Raw genomic sequence first — 18252 nt, forward strand, 5'->3', positions numbered from 1 at the left:
GTGCATAAGCAATCAGGTTTAGCCTTTTTCCGAGAATGAGACAGCCGCACCGGTGCGGCACATATTCCATTCCGTCAGGAGGCACGACCATGCCACGCACTATGAAGGCCGCCGTCGTTCGCGCGTTCGGCAAACCGCTTTCCATCGAAGAAGTGACCGTTCCGAAAGTCACGCCGGGAAAAATCCTTGTGAAAATCGAGGCATCGGGTGTCTGTCACACCGATCTTCATGCCGCCGAGGGTGACTGGCCGGTCAAGCCTAATCCGCCCTTTATCCCCGGCCATGAAGGTGTCGGCATCGTTGCCGAAGTTGGCGAAGGGGTTACGTCCGTCAAGGAAGGCGATCGGGTTGGCGTGCCGTGGCTGCATTCGGCCTGCGGACATTGCCATCACTGCATTACCGGGTGGGAAACCCTGTGCGGCGAGCAGCTTAATACCGGTTATTCAGTCAATGGCGGCTTTGCGGAATATGTTCTGGCTGATCCGGACTATGTCGGGCATCTGCCCAAGCCGCTTGAATTTGGCAATGCCGCCCCGGTTCTGTGTGCCGGTGTGACCGTCTATAAGGGGTTGAAGGAAACCGAATGCAAACCCGGTGAAACGGTTGTGATTTCGGGGATTGGCGGGCTTGGTCACATGGCCGTGCAATATGCCAAGGCCATGGGCATGAAAGTCATTGCGGTGGATATTGCCGATGACAAACTGAAACTCGCCCGTGATCTTGGTGCGGATTGGACCCTGAATGCATCCGAGATCGATGTGGTATCGGAAGTCCAGAAACAGATGGGCGGTGCCAACGGTGTTCTGGTGACCGCTGTTTCACGCGCCGCCTTCAAACAGGGTGTCGGCATGCTGGGTCGTGGTGGCACCATGTCGCTGGTTGGTCTTCCGCCGGGAACGTTCGAACTTGATATCTTTGATACGGTTCTGTCGCGCAAAACCATTCGCGGTTCGATCGTCGGCACCCGTGCCGACCTTCAGGAAGCGCTGGAATTTGCAGGCGACGGCAAGGTGCATTCGCACTTTACGACCGAGCCGATGGAAAACATCAATTCGATCTTTGACCGCATGCGCGATGGCAAGATTGATGGCCGTATCGTGATGTCGATCTGATCAATCTTGATATCCCGAGATGCAAAAGGCTGCCATCTGGCAGCCTTTTGTTTTCAATGTCACGCGGCACGCGCCAGCATGGCGGCCTCGTGATCAAGCAGCCATTTCTTGCGATCAAGCCCCCCGGCATAGCCGGTCAGTGTGCCGTTTGATCCGATCACGCGATGACATGGCACAATGATCGACACCGGGTTCAGCGCATTGGCGCGTGCCACCGCGCGCACGGCCTTGGCATTGCCAAGCTGATCGGCCAACCCGCGATAGGATATGCTTTTGCCACTTGGGATCGTGATCAGGGCATCCCAGACCGATTTCTGAAAATCCGTACCGATCATGTTGATGGCATCAACCGGAAGCGGCACCACATCACCATTGAAATAGGCATCAAGCCAGTCGATCACCGATTTTGGGGTGGCAGTGCGATCTTCGACCCAGTCGAGTTTTTCGAACCGCCGGGTCTGGATGGTTTTCAGACGATCATCATTGTTTTCGAAATCGAGATGCACAAGCTTGCCGTCAACGGTCGCCAGAGACAATTGGCCAATCGGACTGGCATAGCGGGTTACATAGATTGTCGTTGTCATCATCCTTCTCCTTCGAGTGCGGACCACAGATATTGCGCGGCATAGGCCCGCCATGGGCGCCAGCTTTCAGACAGGGTATCAAGTGCCTTGGCCTTGTCCGGTCCGCCGCCCATCGCCGATGCCTTAAGGATGCCAAGATCCGCCGCCGGAAAGGCATCCGGATCGCCAAGCCCACGCAGCCCGAAATAATTAAGCGTCCAGGGGCCGATACCCTTTATCCCCGTCAAATCGGCAATCAGGGTTTCGCCCGATTTCTGATCGGATGCGCGATCCGCAAACAGTTCAATGACATCGGCCAATGTTTGCGCACGACGGGTGGTAAGTCCGATGGATATCAGCTCCTGACCGACAAGCTGTGGCGCATCGGGAAACAGATGCTTCACCCCGGTTCCGGCAACAAGATCGCCCGGCAATTCGGCACCGAACCGTGCGACAAGACGGCCCGCCAAAGTGCGCGCCGCGGCAACCGAGACCTGTTGACCAAGAACGGCCCGCATCGCCAGTTCGAACCGGTCCCAGCATCCCGGAACGCGCAGCCCCGGGCGCTTTTCAATCAGGGGGGCAAGCAGCATGTCTTCGGCAAACTGTGCCGTGATTGATGGCACATCGGCATCCAGATCGAACAGGCGTCTGACCCGTGCGCCGATTTCAAGCACCGCTTCGCGGGCGGGCCCCCGCAGGATCACATCCACCCCGCTTTGATCCGGACTGAAATGACAGATCATAAGCCCGACCTGATCGCCCATGGCAAAGCCGCGCGCATAAATGCGATCCCGAACGGCTTCCAGCCCCGGAATGGCGCGGGCCCGGAAGAATGCCAGAAGATATTCGGCATCAAACGGCTGACGGGCACGCAATCGCAAAATCAGATCGTCATTGCGCGGCGCAAACGGATCATCATCGCCCCTGTCATCGGAACGGGCCTGCGATGATTTAAGTTTGATCCCCCGGCGAAAGGCCGTCGGGGCCTGTCCATAGGCCTGCTTCATGGCATCATTGAACCGCCGCAAACTGCCATATCCGGCAATATCAGCAATTTCAATCATGGTCAGGTTGCTATCAACAATCAGCTGGCGCGCCCGCAAAAGGCGTCTGGCCTTGGCATGTTCCTGTGGCGTTACACCGGTATGTTCCTTGAATATCCGGCGCAAATGCCGGTCCCCGACCCCAAGCCGGTCGGCCAGATCGGCAATCGATCCAGTTTCAAGCACGCCCTGATCAATCAGGCGCACGGCACGGGCCACCGTCGCGTGGACACCGGCACTGGCCGGACTTCCCGGCGCTGCTTCGGGCCGGCATCGCAGGCACGGACGGAACCCGTGGGCAATTGCGGCCTCGGCACTGGGATAGAATTCCACATTGGCACGCTTTGGCGTGACCGCGGGGCAGATCGGGCGACAAAAAATCCCGGTGGTCAGAACCGCGGTATAAAACCGTCCGTCAAACCGGCGATCACGGGTTTTGAGTGCCTGATAGCATATATCGTTATTGAGCTGTTCCATGCCCGGCAGTGTATCAGAACCGGCAATCAAAACTCGCCAGATTCGGACTCAGACGTCAAATCCCCCGATACCGTCAGTTCAACGGGATGTCATTGTCGGATTTGCCATTCTGATACTGGGCAGACAAGCGGTCATATTCATGGGAAAGCGCCTTGGCCCGGGCGATATAATCCGCCCGCTGATTTTCAGGAAGATCGGCAATCATGCCCATGATCGAATGGCTTTCCCAAAAGGCATTCGATTTGTTGTATTTGCCGTCCTTCAGGGTGAAGACTTCCTGCATGATTTTCAGATCATGGGGAATGGCAAAGGCATCGCGGGAATCTTCGTAAGAAAAGAAATAATAAAAATTGTCAAAACCCGCCCAGGTGATGGCGGACAAACACATCGAACAGGGTTCGTGGGTCGACAGGAAAATCAGATCCGAAGTCGCCGGGCGCTGATCTGCGGGGATTTCATAGAACCGTTTAAGACAATGCACCTCGCCATGCCATAGCGGGTTTTCGGTTTCATTGTTGGTTTCGGCAATCACCAGCGCCAAATCGGCCTTGCGCAGGATCGCCGCCCCGAAAAGCTTGTTGCCATCAGCAACCCCCATCCGGGTCTTGGGCAGAATGTCGTTTTCCAGAACAGAAAACAGCTTGTCGAGAATGTGCTGATCCGGGGTGATGTCTGACATGTTGGCGGTCCCTGATGAACTGGCGTGTTGTTTCAACCATTTCACCGGTTCAGGACCGCCATGCCAACTGTTTTTAAGCACTCCGGGCGCAAAACAGTGATGCGCCCCACATGACAATCAGATGCCACGCAAGATCCCGTCATTATCGGGGACCTGGCGACGTTCAGGGGGAACAGGAACATAAAAATCACGGTTCAAAAGGGTTGTGACCGCGATCAATGTCGGGGATTTCGTGTCACGTACCTTGGTGATCAGGGCATGATCCACCGGTTTCATTTCACGAATTTTGACAACCTCGAAAACCGGACCGTTGGGAGTAGCAAGTTTGAACTGGTCGCCGACTGCGACCGGACCAAGGGACTGTTGGGCCATTTGGGACTTCACCTGACAATAGATGTTTGCTCTGAGCAAGCCTGCCAGTGACCAGTCGATGTCTGGAATTTTGTTTATAGGCGGCAGGTCTCGCTTGGCCACACCATGGCAAAGCTATTCGGCAATTCTGTGACAGAAATTGGATTTTTGGGGGCAAACCGCCTTTTTCCGCCGCCTGGCACCCTGCCCGATTGCAGCGACTTGGGGTCCGAATCAAAACACCCCGCCGGGAAATTGGCGGGGTGTTTTGTAATTTCAACCGGTTAAGGGCAACCGATCAATCGATATCTTCGATCTCGCCAGCCGAACCGGTAACCTTGGCGGCAAGGGCGGCTGCCATAAAGGCATCAAGATCGCCGTTCAGAACGCCCTGCGTATCGGATGTTTCGGTACCTGTGCGCAGGTCCTTGATCATCTGATAGGGCTGAAGAACATAGGAGCGGATCTGATGGCCCCAACCGATATCGGTTTTGCTGTCTTCGACGGCCTGTGCTTCGGCTTCGCGTTTTTGCAGCTCTGCCTCATAAAGACGGGCTTTGAGCATCTTCATCGCGGTGTCGCGGTTTTTGTGCTGAGAACGGTCGTTCTGGCACTGTGCGACAATACCGGTCGGAATATGGGTAATACGAACCGCAGAATCGGTACGGTTAACGTGCTGACCACCGGCACCCGATGCGCGATAGGTATCAACACGAAGATCCTTATCGAGGATTTCGATATTGATATCGTCATCAATCACCGGATAGACCCAGACCGACGAGAAGCTGGTATGGCGGCGTGCCGAACTGTCATAGGGCGAAATACGCACCAGACGATGCACGCCCACTTCGTTCTTGAGCCAGCCATAGGCATTGTGACCGGTGATCTTGTACGTCACCGATTTGATGCCGGCTTCCTCGCCCGCGCTTTCTTCGAGCATCTCAAGCTTGTAGCCCTTGGACTCTGCCCACCGGTAATACATGCGCGCCATCATCGATGCCCAATCCTGTGCCTCGGTACCACCGGCACCGGCATGGATTTCAAGATAGGCGTCATTGGCGTCTGCCTCACCCGAAAGCAGGCTTTCGAGTTCACGCTGGGATGCGATTTCACGAATGGCACGCAGACCTTCCTCGGCCTCGGCAACCGTTTCGGCATCGCCTTCGGCTTCGCCAAGCTCGATCAGTTCTATATTGTCTTCGAGCTCCTGGGCGAGCTTTTTATAGCCATTGATGGCATCATCAAGCTGGGTACGTTCACGCATGACTTTCTGCGCATTGGCGGCGTTGTCCCAAAGGGTCGGGTCTTCGGCCAGTGCGTTCAGTTCGTCGAGGCGTCTAAGAGCGTTATCCCAGTCAAAGATGCCTCCTCAGCAGTGCCATCGACTGCTTGATTTCATCGACCAATGCCTGTGCTTCGGCGCGCATTGATGTCTCCGTTATTCATCAGAAATTTGTTGGGCCCCAGACCGGTTTGGACAAACCGGCTGCGGCAAACTCGGCGCAGCTTATAGCAGTTTTTGCCGCGGTTGAAACCCCTGCAACCATGCAAAAACCCGGCAAGATTTCCCTGCCGGATTTTAGATGTCTTCATTCAGGCCAGATCGACCGGTCAGCAAATCCGTCAGTAAATGCCGCCCGGTCCTGAAACCGCGCCATTGCCACTGTCAGAACCGCCAACACCGCTGTAGCCGCCATCAATGACATTGTCATTCGATGCCGGAATGGTCCCGGGTTTGAAAGCTTCCCAGATCACGTCCTGATCACCCGGACGGGCCGGAATGCCGGTACGGGCTTCGACGCGGACCATGCGAATGCCCGGCGGGGTACGGAACGGAATGGCTTTGGTGCCTTCGAGGGCACCGCGCATGAATTCCTTCCAGATCGGGGCTGCGGCACTGGCACCCTGTTCCTTGTCACCAAGGGAACGGTTGTCATCAAAGCCGACATAAACACCGACCGCAAGGTCAGGCGAGAACCCGACAAACCACGCATCGCGTGAATCGTTGGTCGTGCCGGTTTTACCAGCCAGCGGATAACCAAGTTCGGCAATCGTGCGGCCCGTGCCACGCGACACCACGCCTTCCATGATATGGACCATCTGGAACGCGCTTGCCGGGTCGGTCAGCTGTTCACGGGTATCGGGAAGATCAGGCGGCATCTGATTGCGGAAGGCAACGTCCTGGCACTGGGCGCAATCGCGTTCGTCCCGGCGATAGATCACATTGCCCCGACGGTCCTGAATACGGTCAATCAGGGTCGGTGTAATTTTCTTGCCACCATTGACCAGTTCGGCATAGGCCGCGGTCAGGCGCATCACAGTCGTTTCCGCCGCACCAAGCGACATGGACAGAACTTCGGGCAGATCATCGACAATACCGAACCGTTCGGCATAATCGGCAACAATCGGCATCCCGATGGTCTGGGCAAGACGCACGGTCATCAGGTTACGCGACTTTTCAATCCCCAGACGCATGGTCGAAGGACCATAGAAATTGCCGCTATAGTTACCCGGTTTCCACTTGCCAAGTCCCGGCCCCTGATCGATCACGAAAGGCGCATCAAGCACCAGGGTCGAAGGGGTAAAGCCCTGATCAAGGGCGGCAAGATAGACAAACGGCTTGAAGGCCGAGCCCGGCTGACGACGGGCCTGGGTTGCGCGGTTGAATTTCGACAGATCGTGCGAAAAGCCGCCCGACATTGCAAGAACGCGACCGGTATGCGGGTCCATCGCCACCAGGCCCCCGTTGGCATTGGGGATCTGGCGCAGGCCATAGGTGTTTGGCGGCAGTTTTTCGCCATCAAGTTCAGCGAAATGTTTGACGTAAACAACATCACCGGGCTTGAGAACATCAGACGGACGATTGACCACCGGGCCCAAAGTCTGACCTTTTTGCCAGGGCCGTGCCCATGTCAGGAAGCGCAACGGAATGCGGCCCTGCTCGCCCGATTTAAGGCCAAGGGTCGCCTCATTGGCATCGGTGCCAAGCACAACCGCGACATCCCAGGGAATATCGCCCGGGGTTTCGACTTCGCGCAATTTCTGCTGCCAATTGTCATTCAGATCGATCTGGGTGATCGGCCCGCGCCAGCCATGACGACGGTCATAGGCAACGAGCCCGTCAAACAGGGCCTTGTCGGCAACACTTTGCAAGCGCGGATCAACGGTCGATCGCACCGAAAGACCACCGTCATAGAGCATGCCTTCGCCGTAACGATCAACAAGCTGGCGACGGACTTCCTCGGCAAAGAAATCAGCCTGATAGGTATCCACCGATTCACGGGATTTTCCTTCAAGCGGCGCAGACCATGCGGCCTGTGCTTCGGCCTCTGTGATGTATTTTTCTTCAAGCATCCGGCCGATGACCCAGTTACGACGTGCCTTTGCCTCGTCATGGTTGCGGACCGGATGGTAATTCGAAGGCGCCTTTGGCAAGGCAGCAAGATAGGCTGCTTCTTCGATATTAAGCTCATCAAGCGACTTGTCGAAATAGCGCAGCGACGCCGCCGCAACACCATACGCCCCGCTGCCCAGATAAATCTCGTTCAGATACAGCTCAAGGATATGTTCCTTGGAAAATGCCCGTTCGATACGGAAAGACAGGATCGCTTCCTTGATCTTGCGTTCATAGGACACTTCGTTGGTCAGAAGAAAGTTCTTGGCGACCTGCTGGGTGATGGTCGATGCGCCAACCGGGCGACGACCGGTGCCGATATTGACAACGTTGGTAACCGCGGCACGCAAAACAGACGCGAAATCAATCCCGGGATGGGAGAAGAAGTTCTTGTCCTCGGCCGCGACAAAGGCATCAATCACCTTGTGCGGGATGGCGGTGATCGGCACAAAGACACGTTTTTCGCGTGCATATTCTGCAATCAGCGCACCGTCAGATGCATGAACACGTGTCATGACCTCCGGCTCGTAATCTTCAAGCTGGGTGTAATCGGGCAGGTCCTGACCAAAATGCCAGAAAATCGCCAGAACGCCGGCGCCGCCTGCGATCCCCATCAGAAACAGAAAGCCGAAAATACTAAGTAAAATGCGCATATAAGCAGGTCTTTTTTCGTTTTGTTGGCCTGAGGTTGCGCATATTCATGCACAATCATCAGAAATGCAATGTCCCAACGGATAACCGTTTCCCGCAGGGCGATCCCCGCACTAACCACTATTATAGCGGCAAAAAAGTGACGAGGTTGTGACAGCTCTCACTTAAGGGAACTTTTAGTTTAGCAAAACCTGCATATGACTGACCATCTGCCCGCTTAAAAAATGTCGATGCCGGCAAACGGAGCAGACCGGAAGCGTTCAGGGAATGCAGTTCCCGTGAACATCGCTGCTAGAATTTGTGCTTTTCGAAATAGATATCAATTGCCCGCAAGACGGCCTCGGCAATCTTTTTGCGATGGGCCGGGCTTTGCAGCAGCTTGGCATCGGTCGCATTGGACAGATAACCCATTTCAAATAGGGCCGACGGGATGTCAGGCGCCTTCAGAACGGCAAATCCGGCAAAGCGGTGTGTTCTGCGTTGCAGTTCGATGCTTTTGGACAGCTGGCTGACCATGTTGGCGGCAAGCGTTGCCGACAGGTTCATGGTTTCGCGCTGGGCCAGATCGATCAGGATGCTTTGCACCAGCGAATTTTCATCGGAAAGATCAATACCGGCAATCACGTCGGCCTTGTTTTCCTTTGACGCCAGGGCGGCGGCTTCTTTGTCCGATGCGTTTTCAGACAGAGTATAAACCGAGCCACCGCGATGTTTGGGATTGGCAATTGAATCCGCATGCAGTGATATGAACAGATCGGCACCGTTTTTGCGGGCGATTTCAACGCGCTGGCGCAGTTTCAGGAAGACATCCTTGTCACGTGTCAACAGCACGCGATAGCGCCCCGATGCCGTCAGGGTATCGGCAAGCTGCCGGGCCGCGGCCAGTGTCAGGTCCTTTTCATAGACATTGCCAACCCCGATTGCGCCCGGATCAACACCGCCATGACCGGCATCAATCGCAATAAGCGGCTTTTCATCGCCACCACGACCGGATTTGACCGCCACATCCACACTTTGTTCTGTAGCGCTGGTATCATTGCGGCTGCGTGCGGAATAGGCTTCCATGCTTTCGCGTGACGCGGTCAGGAAGGCGTCGCGTTTTGCCGGTTTCAGATCGACAACCAAACGGTTGGGTTTGCCGCCTGATGACGGCAATGCGAAAATTTTGGACACCAGTGACGGTTCGGCAACATCAAGAACGACACGGAACGTACCGGGTTTGAACAGGCCATAGCGCAATCCCGAAATAAGCCCGCCCCCCGATGTCACCTTGCCGGGCGGGGCGCTCCAATCGATTTCGGGCATGTCAATGATGATGCGATAGGGATCGGGCAGCAGGAAATAGGTAAATTCGACATCGCGATCAAGATCGATGACAAAGCGGGTATAATCCGGATAAACGCCCAGACGCGCCCCCAGAACCTTTGCCGCCTGTGCATTGGCAGTCGATGTTACAAGCTGGACTGAAAACAGCAGCAAAAACAATGCGATCGCAAGTCTTGCGAGTTTTTGAAAACCCGAAGACAACGAAGCAGATCGCACATGGGAATATGTGTTTGCATGCGGTGAATTCATCTGTCGTGCTTGTGCCTGGTTACCCTGCCAAAGGTGAGATAGTCGCTTATAGCAATGCGTTGGTTAACGGGCAATTGACCAAAGCAAGAAGTTCCAAAGACGCGTTTTGCCGCCTTTGTCCCATCCCGTTAAATCGCCAACCGGGCAAAAACATCGCGTTTTCATGGATTTGCCCGCATTTAATCGCCAAAGGCGAAACTGCGCGGAATTCTTCGCCTTTTGACGGATCACTGTCAGAAAGTCGTCATATGATGCAACAAAACTGTTTGTCGCAGGCGAATAAACCGGATATGTTGCACCCGAGATTCCTATGCTTTGTGGTATGAAACTTAAACGCCACCAGGCTGAGGACGCGACTAGACCAGTTCTTACGGTCGGTGTCTCGGTGACGCGGCAATTCCCGCTCCCGATAGAGCCCTCCTGAAAAAGGCTGCCTTGGCGCGCTCGAAAATACGCAACCTATTTTTGTTTCAACATCAAAACCAGGTCCGAACCGGAAGAGCAGCCGACACGCGATGAACCAGAGACATACAGGACATATCGCGACCCTATTGGACGGCGCCTCCGGTCACGCCGGTTTGTTTGCATATCAGCGCAGCAATGCGCGTAGCATTGAACTGGCGGGGCCTCCAGGAACAGGTTCCGAATGGTTAAACGCATGCTTATCGATGCAACGCACGCGGAAGAAAGCCGCGTCGTTGTTATTAATGGAAATCGCCTAGAAGAATACGACGTCGAGACATCGACCAAAAAACAGATCAAGGGTAACATCTATCTCGCCAAAGTGACGCGAGTAGAACCGTCGTTGCAGGCGGCCTTTGTTGACTATGGCGGAAACCGCCACGGTTTTCTTGCCTTCAGTGAAATCCATTCCGACTATTACCAGATCCCGGTTGCCGACCGCGAAGCCCTGAGCCAGGGTGGCGCACAGGTCAAGGACGCCGAAATTGTCGAAGACAATATTGGCGAAACCGACGACAGCCCGAAAAAAGAAAAGAAATCGACCCGTTCGCGTTCGCGCCGCAAACCGCGCGCAAAGGACAAGGACGAAACCCAGGACGCATCAGAATCAGATGCGACTGATGGGGAAACCGTGGTTGATGCCGATGCAGCCAATCCGACGGATGGCGCATCTGAGGGCTTGGTTTCTTCTGATGAAGAAGAAACCAAGCCGCGCCGCCGTCGCACGCGCAACCGTCGCAAAAAATCCGACGATGCCGACGCACAGGCAAGCGATGCGTCTTCTGACGAAGCAGCATCGGGTGATGCCAATGCAGACGCCGATGGCGGTTCTGATGACGACAATTCCCCGTCGGGTGGCAATGCTGCCATGTCGGCGGACGTCGCAGAACTGAGCGTTGATGTCGACGCCGACGGTGACGACAACGAAGAAGACGCACCGTCTGCTGATGCCGGCACCGAAGAAGAAGAGATCGAAGATCTTGGCGGTGACGACACCGACGAATTCGTTGAGTCGCACAGCCGTCAGCTTCAGAAACGCTACAAAATTCAGGAAGTCATCAAACGCCGCCAGATCATTCTGGTCCAGGTCGTCAAGGAAGAGCGCGGCAACAAGGGTGCTGCCCTGTCGACCTTCCTGTCGCTGGCTGGCCGTTATTGCGTTCTGATGCCCAACACCCCGCGTGGTGGCGGCATTTCGCGCAAGATCACCAATGCCAAGGACCGCAAGCGTCTGAAATCGATTCTGGCCGAGCTGGAGATTCCGGACGGCATGGCCGTGATCGTTCGTACCGCCGGTGCCGAACGGACCAAGGCCGAGATCAAGCGCGACTTCGACTATCTGATGCGTCTGTGGGATCGTATTCGCGAAACCACCCTTCAGAGCCAGGCACCTTGCCTGATCTACGAAGAAGCCGACTTGATCAAACGTTCGATCCGCGACCTTTATGCGCGTGATGTGGATGAAGTTCTGGTCGAAGGCGACGACGGTTACCGGGTCGCCAAAGACTTCATGAAAATGCTGATGCCGTCGCATGCCAAGCGTGTGCAGCCCTATAAGGATCAAGGCGTGCCGCTGTTCCATCGTTTCCAGGTGGAAAGCCAGCTTGATGCGATGCTCAATCCGGTCGTACAGCTTAAATCCGGTGGCTATATCGTCATCAACCCGACCGAAGCACTGGTCGCGATTGACGTGAACTCCGGCCGTTCGACCCGCGAACGCAATATCGAAGAAACCGCTTACAAGACCAACCTTGAAGCGGCCGAAGAACTGGCACGCCAGTTGCGCCTGCGTGACCTTGCCGGTCTGATTGTTGTCGACTTTATCGACATGGAAGACCACCGCAACCAGGCATCGGTTGAGCGCAAGCTGAAAGAAGCCATGCGCAATGACCGTGCGCGCCTTCAGATCGGCCGTATCAGCCCGTTTGGTCTGCTTGAAATGTCGCGTCAGCGCCTGCGTCCGTCGCTTGTTGAAAGCGCGTTCGAGGTTTGCTCGCACTGTCGTGGTGTCGGCCTTGTCCGTTCGATCGAAAGTGCAGCCCTGCATCTGCTGCGCGTGATCGAAGAAGAAGGCATGCGTCGCCGGTCCGGGGCGCTTACCGTTCATGTCGCAAGCGAAGTCGCGCTTTATATCCTGAACCGCAAACGTGATTCGCTGGCCGAAATCGAACAGCGTTACGGCTTTACCGTCATGATCTTTGGCGATGACAGCCTGATTTCGCCCGATCACCGCATTGAACGCACCCGTGCGAAAAAAGGTGACGAACAGGAAGAAGCTGCACCGGTTCTCAATACCGACAGTGTTTCCCTGACGGCGATTGAAAGCCCGGTTGAAGCCGACGACGAAGAAGAAGAAACCGTCCGCGGTGATGATGACGATCAGGGTGGCAAACGCCGCCGCCGTCGTCGCCGCCGTCGTGGTCGTAACGATGATCGTGATGATCGTACCGAAAACCAGCAGGACGCCGCAGACAGCGACGCCGAAGATGCTGATGGTTCGGATCGCAACGGATCTGATGATGATGACGAAGACAGCAACCGCAAACGCCGCCGTCGCGGCAAGCGTGGGGGGCGTCGCCGGTCGCGTCGTCAGGACTTTGACGGTAACCGTACCCGGTCGCCCAATGATGATCCGGCCCTGACGGCAGCACGCCGCAACCGTGATCACGAAGCACCGGACGGTTCCGAAGAAAACACCGTGATCGACGCCGAAAGCGAAGGTCAGGATGCTGACAGCTTTGATCAGGAAGGTGTCCGCGCCGGTCGTACCCGCAGCACCACCGCCCCGGCCCCGGCCCGTCCGCGCCGCGATCGTAACGACAACCGTCGTAACCGTCGTGACCGCAACAGCCGTCCGGAACGTGGCGAAGGTAGCAACGAGCGCGGCGATGTCAAAAACATCCCGATCCAGTCCGGCCCGGCACCCGAAGCGGTTGCTGAAAGCAAACCGGACGTCGCAGCGGCCCCGGCCAGCGCACCGGCAGAAGTAACCGCACCGGCCCCGAAAGCCGAGGCCCCCAAGGTAGAAGCCCCGGCTGAAAAGCCGGCAGCACCGAAGCCGGTCGAACCGGCCAAAACCGAGGCACCGGCTCCTGCGCCCGCCCCGGCCCCGGTCCCGGCCCCGGCGGCTGAACCGGCCAAGGACGAAAAGCCGAAGCCGAAAAAACGCGGCTGGTGGAGCCTTGGTCGCTAAGACCCTAGCTACAGACAAATAAAAAGGGCTGCCCGTCGGGCAGCCCTTTTTCGTTACAGGCGTTAAGCGGTTAACGTTTCCAGTTCTGCAACGCCTTGACCGCACCGATCATGGTTGCTTCGCTATGTGCGAACGAAAAACGCACATAGCCCTTGCCACGCATCCGGTCGAAATCGGTGCCCGGTGTGGTGGCAACGCCGGTTTCTTCGAGCATCTGGCGACAAAATGCTTCGCTGTCTTTGGTCAGTTCGCGCACATCGGCATAAAGATAGAACGCACCATCCGCCGGGGCGAATTTGGTGAAACCGGCCTTGGGCAGACCATCAAGCAGGATTGCACGGTTGCGCGCATAGGCCGCGATATTGGCCTGAAGTTCGTCTTCGCAATCAAAGGCCGCGACCGCCGCGATCTGTGACAACGCAGGGGCCGAGATAAACAGGTTCTGCTGCAAGCATTCGACTGCCCGCATCAGATCGGGCGGGACAATCGCCCAGCCCAGACGCCAGCCGGTCATGGAAAAGTATTTCGAGAAACTGTTGATGATGATCGCCTCATCCCCAAATTCAAGGGCGGTACATTCGGCGACATCGCCAAATGAAATGCCCTGATAAATCTCGTCACTGATCAGGCGAATGCCATTTTCACGGCAATAGGTTGCCAATTCGCGATAGGTTTCAACATCAATCATGCTGCCTGCCGGGTTGGACGGGCTGGCAACGATCAGGCCATCAACCGGCTCATCCAGATCACGCAGCATCTGCACGGTCGGCTGGTAATGCGTTTCCGGTCCTGCGGGCAGGTTGACGGTATCAATGCCAAGCGCGCTTAGGATGTTGTGATAGGCCGGATAGCCCGGTGCGGCCATCGCCACCCGATCCCCAGCATCAAACGCCGCAAGGAAGGCCAGAACAAAGATTGATGACGATCCGCTGGCAACGCATACACGCGATGGATCAACCGACACGCCGAATTTGGTTTTGTAATGCCCGGCGATGGCTTCGCGCAGGGGATCAATGCCCATCGCATTGGTGTAACCGATCAGATCGGCATCAAGTGCCCTGGCGGCAGCTTCGCGTACCTTGCGTGGTGCGGGTGTGCCGGGCTGGCCGACTTCAAGATGGTAAACAGCTTTTCCTTCGGTTTCGCGCGCATTGGCGGCACGCATCACATCCATAACAATAAAGGGCGAAATTGCCCCGCGCTGTGATTGTTTCAAAGCCATTATGTGGGGTCCTGGATATTGATCAAAAGCAACAGGGCAGGATGACCCTGCCCTGTGGAAATGGTGTGGTTATCGCACGCCCGCCATGCCGCCGCCGGCAGGATCGGCAACAAACTGGCAGCTTTCGGGATGGGGTGGCACCCCTTCAAGACAACGAATGACATTGACCGACGATGTGCCACTGGAATTCAGCGCAACACCCGATGCAGCACCGGCACCGATCAGGTCTTCTGCCATGGTGGCAATCTGCTTGGTTGCACCGGCAGGCGTCCCGGTTCCGGCAATGCCGTAATAATATTCCCAGACAAAGGGGTTCACCATCAAAGCCGGCCCCATCAGCGGCGTTGCCGCCTGTGCCGCATCACCGGCAGCAAGGTTCAAGCCAAAGGCATCGGCACCAAGTCCGGCACCAAACGGGGTGTTCATAGTGGTCATGCAGGCCACGGCATTGGCCGCGCGGTCAACAACGACAAAGCCGCTGCGACCCGACATCGGCTGTCCGGCCATGTTTCCGGCATCAATATCGGCAAGATAGCGATTAAGGATATCGGCCACATCACTGCCACCTGAAATCACCGCCGGTGCCGTCGCCGCACGTGGCGGATAGGCCAGATACAGGATTTCGTTACCGTGTTTGACCTCGGTCGCCGATTTCCATTCCGGGCGATAGTTGCGCAAATCATCAGCCGTCAGCGTACCACCGGCATTCTGGACCGCGGCGGCAATATCGGCACCAAGCGCCCCGTTATAAAAATCCCCCGGCCCCTTGACCCGAAGCGACGTCAGCAGGGCTGCAAGGTTCACAGACCGGATGCGATCACCAACTTCGAGCAATTTACCATTCGGCATAAAGGTTTCGCGCAAGGCCGGGCTTGCTTCGATGCGATCGCGATTGGCTTCGATGTCATTGACCAGCGACCGTGAAACCGGCACGCCAAGGCGGGCATATTGTTCCGCCGCACTCAAAAGCGACGCCCATTGCAAACGCCCGAAACGCGCACTAAGCGCATAAAGACCGCGCGGCACGGCCGGGATGGTCGTTGCGGTCTGGCCTGCGCTGGTGCGCGTGCCCGGACGGGGCCAGAAATCAAGAACTTCGACTTTTTTGGCTTCGCGTTCATGCACAACGCACACCCCGCCACCGCCGATCCCGGCGACCGACGGTTTGGTCACGGTCATGGTCGCGTAAAGCGCAACAGAGGCATCCGCCGCCGTCCCGCCAGCCGACAGAACATCCCGTGCAACCCGGACGGCGCGCGGCTCATCTGCGACCACACCACCGAAATATCCGGTCACTGCCCCTATTTGACCAAGATTTTCTGTATTAGTACTACTGCAGGCAGCAAGACCGGCAGTCATTGCGATTGCGAACGCGATCCGCCATGATGGCTTGCGCGTCGGCATTGAACCGACATCAGTCGAACGAAAATATGGAACGCACATTTTGCTCAGACGCATTATTACTCTCACTGCCATTTTCCTTGTTGCCCTGCCTAGCACGGTTTTGGCGCAGGGTCGTTCTTTTATCCGCGATACCGAGATCGAGGAAACCCTTCGTCTCTATGCTACGCCAATCTTCAAAGCGGCGGGGCTCGATCCGAATGGTGTGTCCATTTATATCGTTTCTGACAACAGCTTGAACGCATTTGTTGCCGGTGGCCAAAAGCTTTTTATCAATACTGGGCTGTTGTTAAAAGCAGAGACTCCCGAACAGGTTATCGGGGTGATGGCTCACGAAACCGGTCACATTACCGGCGGGCACCTTTCGCGCGTACATGATCAGTTGCGTAACGCATCGGCAATTTCAATCCTTTCGACCATTGCGGGCGTTGCTGCCGGTGTGGCCGCAGGCCGGTCTGATGTCGGTACCGCAGCGATTCTGGGCGGGCAGAATATCGCCACCCGAAACTTTTTGGCATATTCGCGAACCCAGGAAAGCAGTGCTGATCAGGCCGGTGTCAAATATCTGACGGCGGCGGGTATTTCCGCGCGCGGCATGATGGAATTCATGGAAACGCTTGAAGGTCAGGAATTGCTGAGTACGGCAAGCCAGGACCCCTATATGCGAAGCCACCCGCTGACCACGGAACGTGTCGAGTTTCTCGAAAACTATGTTGCGAATTCAACGCTGAAAGACGCCAAGGTCAGTGACGATCTGTATGAACGTCATGCACGAATGCGCGCCAAGCTTTATGCCTTCACCAATCAAAAGCAAAATACGTTGCGCACCTATCCCGAAAGCGACACCAGCGTCGCCGGGCAATATGCGCGTGCCATTGCCTATTACCAGAATTCCGAACTGGCCCCTGCCCTTGAGATCATCGAAAACCTGATCGCGGTTGAACCGAACAACCCGTATTTCGAAGAACTTAAAGGTCAGGTTCTGCTGGAATTTGGCAAGGCACAAGAAGCCATTGCCCCGCTTGAAAAATCAACAGAACTGTCAAACGGTGCGCCTTTGATCCGTCTGTTGCTGGCGCATGCGATGATTGAAACCGGCGATAACAGTTATCTCGAAGCTGCCAAAACCAACCTGATGGGCGTGTTGTCACGTGAACGCGGCAATGCATCGGCATGGCGTTTCCGCGCCATTGTCGAAAACCGTCTTGGCAATGAAGGCGAAGCATCCCTGTCACAGGCTGAATACAGTCTTCTGACCGGCGACCGTCAGGCAGCAAGCTATCACGCCGTTCAGGCCGACCGTAAACTCGACAAGGGATCGGCCGCCTGGTTGCGTGCACAGGATATCTTGCAGGCCACCAATCCGGACGGAAAACCCGGCAAGGACGCACCGAAGTGATCGGGCCTTGGCCGCATTTCGCGCCAATGTCCGCAATCTTCAAAACATTTCCGGTTCTCAAACGCTTTTTGGGCGTTTGGGTACTGGTGATGGCAACAAGCCAGATCACGGCCTGTGCCCTTCCGGGGGCCGGGGTTGATGTCGGTGGTGATCTGAAACTTCTATATGCGCCCTTTTCGCTTGATCATCCGCCGCGCTACTGGACCGTTGATCAGAAACCCTACGCAAGCCAGGATTTGAGCCGGACATCGGCGTCAGCGTCAGATCTGCCATTACAATGGTCTGACAAGGATGGCCGGATTGCGCTGGCAGCCCGTCCGGGGCTTGGATCGTTTGAATTCGGACGCCGGACCAATGTTATTGTTCTGGCCTCGCCATATCTGTCGTTTGACTGGCAATTCAACAGCACGGCCCAGATTGGCGACATTGAATTGGAACTCGGATTTCGCCGACAAAGCCAGGGAAGCTGGCGGGAAGGTGATCTTGGATCGGGCAAACCGGCAATTGACCAGCTTGTCCGCATTCCCGTCGGACAGCCATCAGTTCAATATGGTGAATGGCAGCGCGAATATTTTGATCTTTCGACCCTTTATCGCCGGTACTGGCCAGAAGCCAGAAGCGACGAGGTGCGCCTTGTCTGGATCGGGATTGTTCCGGGTCGCGACCATAAACCTCCTGTGAGTGGGATCACCTATCTAACGCATATTTTACTTTCCCGTTAGCGGCC

The 18252-nt window shown here is 56.1% G+C and carries 13 protein-coding genes; 4 read left to right on the plus strand and 9 right to left on the minus strand.

Features of this window, described 5'->3' with window-relative positions; translation table 11 throughout:
* Positions 1–89 precede the first annotated feature (89 nt).
* Positions 90–1112, plus strand: a complete 1023-nt coding sequence (adhP, locus tag AUQ42_RS07920) for an alcohol dehydrogenase AdhP (protein ID WP_068518539.1) — start codon at positions 90–92, stop codon at positions 1110–1112.
* Between the two features lie 59 nt (positions 1113–1171).
* Here the strand turns inward: adhP and AUQ42_RS07925 are convergent, their stop codons facing one another.
* The 7 genes from AUQ42_RS07925 to AUQ42_RS07960 all read right to left on the minus strand — a co-directional run bounded on the left by AUQ42_RS07925 (position 1172) and on the right by AUQ42_RS07960 (position 9752).
* Positions 1172–1696 (minus strand): methylated-DNA--[protein]-cysteine S-methyltransferase, encoded by a 525-nt coding sequence (locus AUQ42_RS07925; RefSeq protein WP_068518730.1) that lies wholly within the window; start codon positions 1694–1696, stop codon positions 1172–1174.
* Positions 1696–3198 (minus strand): DNA-3-methyladenine glycosylase 2 family protein, encoded by a 1503-nt coding sequence (locus tag AUQ42_RS07930; protein WP_068518731.1) that lies wholly within the window; start codon positions 3196–3198, stop codon positions 1696–1698. Before AUQ42_RS07930 ends, AUQ42_RS07925 begins: the two co-directional genes overlap by 1 nt.
* A 73-nt stretch (positions 3199–3271) precedes the next feature.
* Positions 3272–3877, minus strand: a complete 606-nt coding sequence (locus tag AUQ42_RS07935) for a nucleoside deaminase (protein WP_068518540.1) — start codon at positions 3875–3877, stop codon at positions 3272–3274.
* Between the two features lie 117 nt (positions 3878–3994).
* Positions 3995–4249, minus strand: coding sequence for a hypothetical protein (locus tag AUQ42_RS07940; RefSeq protein ID WP_068518541.1), 255 nt, complete (start codon positions 4247–4249; stop codon positions 3995–3997).
* Between the two features lie 277 nt (positions 4250–4526).
* A protein-coding gene (prfB, locus tag AUQ42_RS07945) for a peptide chain release factor 2 (protein WP_114113619.1) occupies positions 4527–5655 on the minus strand; the annotation gives its coding sequence in 2 pieces (ribosomal slippage) (positions 4527–5585 and positions 5587–5655; 1128 coding nt in all).
* 196 nt (positions 5656–5851) lie between these two features.
* Entirely contained in the window at positions 5852–8275 is a 2424-nt protein-coding gene (locus AUQ42_RS07955) for a penicillin-binding protein 1A (RefSeq protein WP_068518544.1), read from the minus strand.
* A gap of 289 nt (positions 8276–8564) precedes the next feature.
* Complete coding sequence (locus AUQ42_RS07960; protein ID WP_228196551.1) at positions 8565–9752, minus strand: N-acetylmuramoyl-L-alanine amidase; 1188 nt, start codon at positions 9750–9752, stop codon at positions 8565–8567.
* A gap of 742 nt (positions 9753–10494) precedes the next feature.
* On the opposite strand from AUQ42_RS07960, the gene AUQ42_RS07965 reads away from it, so the two are divergent.
* Positions 10495–13503: a ribonuclease E/G gene (locus tag AUQ42_RS07965; protein WP_068518545.1), complete on the plus strand. Its 3009-nt coding sequence runs from the start codon at positions 10495–10497 to the stop codon at positions 13501–13503.
* A 70-nt stretch (positions 13504–13573) separates the two neighbouring features.
* Here the strand turns inward: AUQ42_RS07965 and AUQ42_RS07970 are convergent, their stop codons facing one another.
* Together AUQ42_RS07970 and AUQ42_RS07975 are read right to left on the minus strand one after the other, a co-directional pair.
* Entirely contained in the window at positions 13574–14725 is a 1152-nt protein-coding gene (locus AUQ42_RS07970; RefSeq protein WP_068518546.1) for a pyridoxal phosphate-dependent aminotransferase, read from the minus strand.
* A 69-nt stretch (positions 14726–14794) separates the two neighbouring features.
* Positions 14795–16021, minus strand: coding sequence for a gamma-glutamyltransferase (locus AUQ42_RS07975; protein WP_231856709.1), 1227 nt, complete (start codon positions 16019–16021; stop codon positions 14795–14797).
* 148 nt (positions 16022–16169) lie between these two features.
* Here AUQ42_RS07975 and AUQ42_RS07980 point away from each other — a divergent pair, with 148 nt between their 5' ends.
* Positions 16170–17525 (plus strand): M48 family metalloprotease, encoded by a 1356-nt coding sequence (locus AUQ42_RS07980; RefSeq protein ID WP_068518548.1) that lies wholly within the window; start codon positions 16170–16172, stop codon positions 17523–17525.
* A 26-nt stretch (positions 17526–17551) separates the two neighbouring features.
* Complete coding sequence (locus tag AUQ42_RS07985; RefSeq protein ID WP_068518733.1) at positions 17552–18247, plus strand: hypothetical protein; 696 nt, start codon at positions 17552–17554, stop codon at positions 18245–18247.
* The last annotated feature ends 5 nt before the right edge of the window (positions 18248–18252 follow it).

It is taken from the genome of Thalassospira sp. MCCC 1A02491 (genome assembly GCF_001613785.1).
Lineage (GTDB): Bacteria > Pseudomonadota > Alphaproteobacteria > Rhodospirillales > Thalassospiraceae > Thalassospira > Thalassospira povalilytica.

What these genes read in the sequence shown, in the direction of transcription:
- AUQ42_RS07940 (WP_068518541.1), bottom strand. Translation starts at nt 4,249, where the DNA reads ATGGCCCAACAGTCCCTTGGTCCGGTCGCAGTCGGCGACCAGTTCAAA.
- AUQ42_RS07965 (WP_068518545.1), top strand. Translation starts at nt 10,495, where the DNA reads ATGGTTAAACGCATGCTTATCGATGCAACGCACGCGGAAGAAAGCCGC.
- AUQ42_RS07935 (WP_068518540.1), bottom strand. Translation starts at nt 3,877, where the DNA reads ATGTCAGACATCACCCCGGATCAGCACATTCTCGACAAGCTGTTTTCT.
- adhP (WP_068518539.1), top strand. Translation starts at nt 90, where the DNA reads ATGCCACGCACTATGAAGGCCGCCGTCGTTCGCGCGTTCGGCAAACCG.
- AUQ42_RS07925 (WP_068518730.1), bottom strand. Translation starts at nt 1,696, where the DNA reads ATGACAACGACAATCTATGTAACCCGCTATGCCAGTCCGATTGGCCAA.
- AUQ42_RS07985 (WP_068518733.1), top strand. Translation starts at nt 17,552, where the DNA reads ATGTCCGCAATCTTCAAAACATTTCCGGTTCTCAAACGCTTTTTGGGC.
- AUQ42_RS07970 (WP_068518546.1), bottom strand. Translation starts at nt 14,725, where the DNA reads ATGGCTTTGAAACAATCACAGCGCGGGGCAATTTCGCCCTTTATTGTT.
- AUQ42_RS07930 (WP_068518731.1), bottom strand. Translation starts at nt 3,198, where the DNA reads ATGGAACAGCTCAATAACGATATATGCTATCAGGCACTCAAAACCCGT.
- AUQ42_RS07955 (WP_068518544.1), bottom strand. Translation starts at nt 8,275, where the DNA reads ATGCGCATTTTACTTAGTATTTTCGGCTTTCTGTTTCTGATGGGGATC.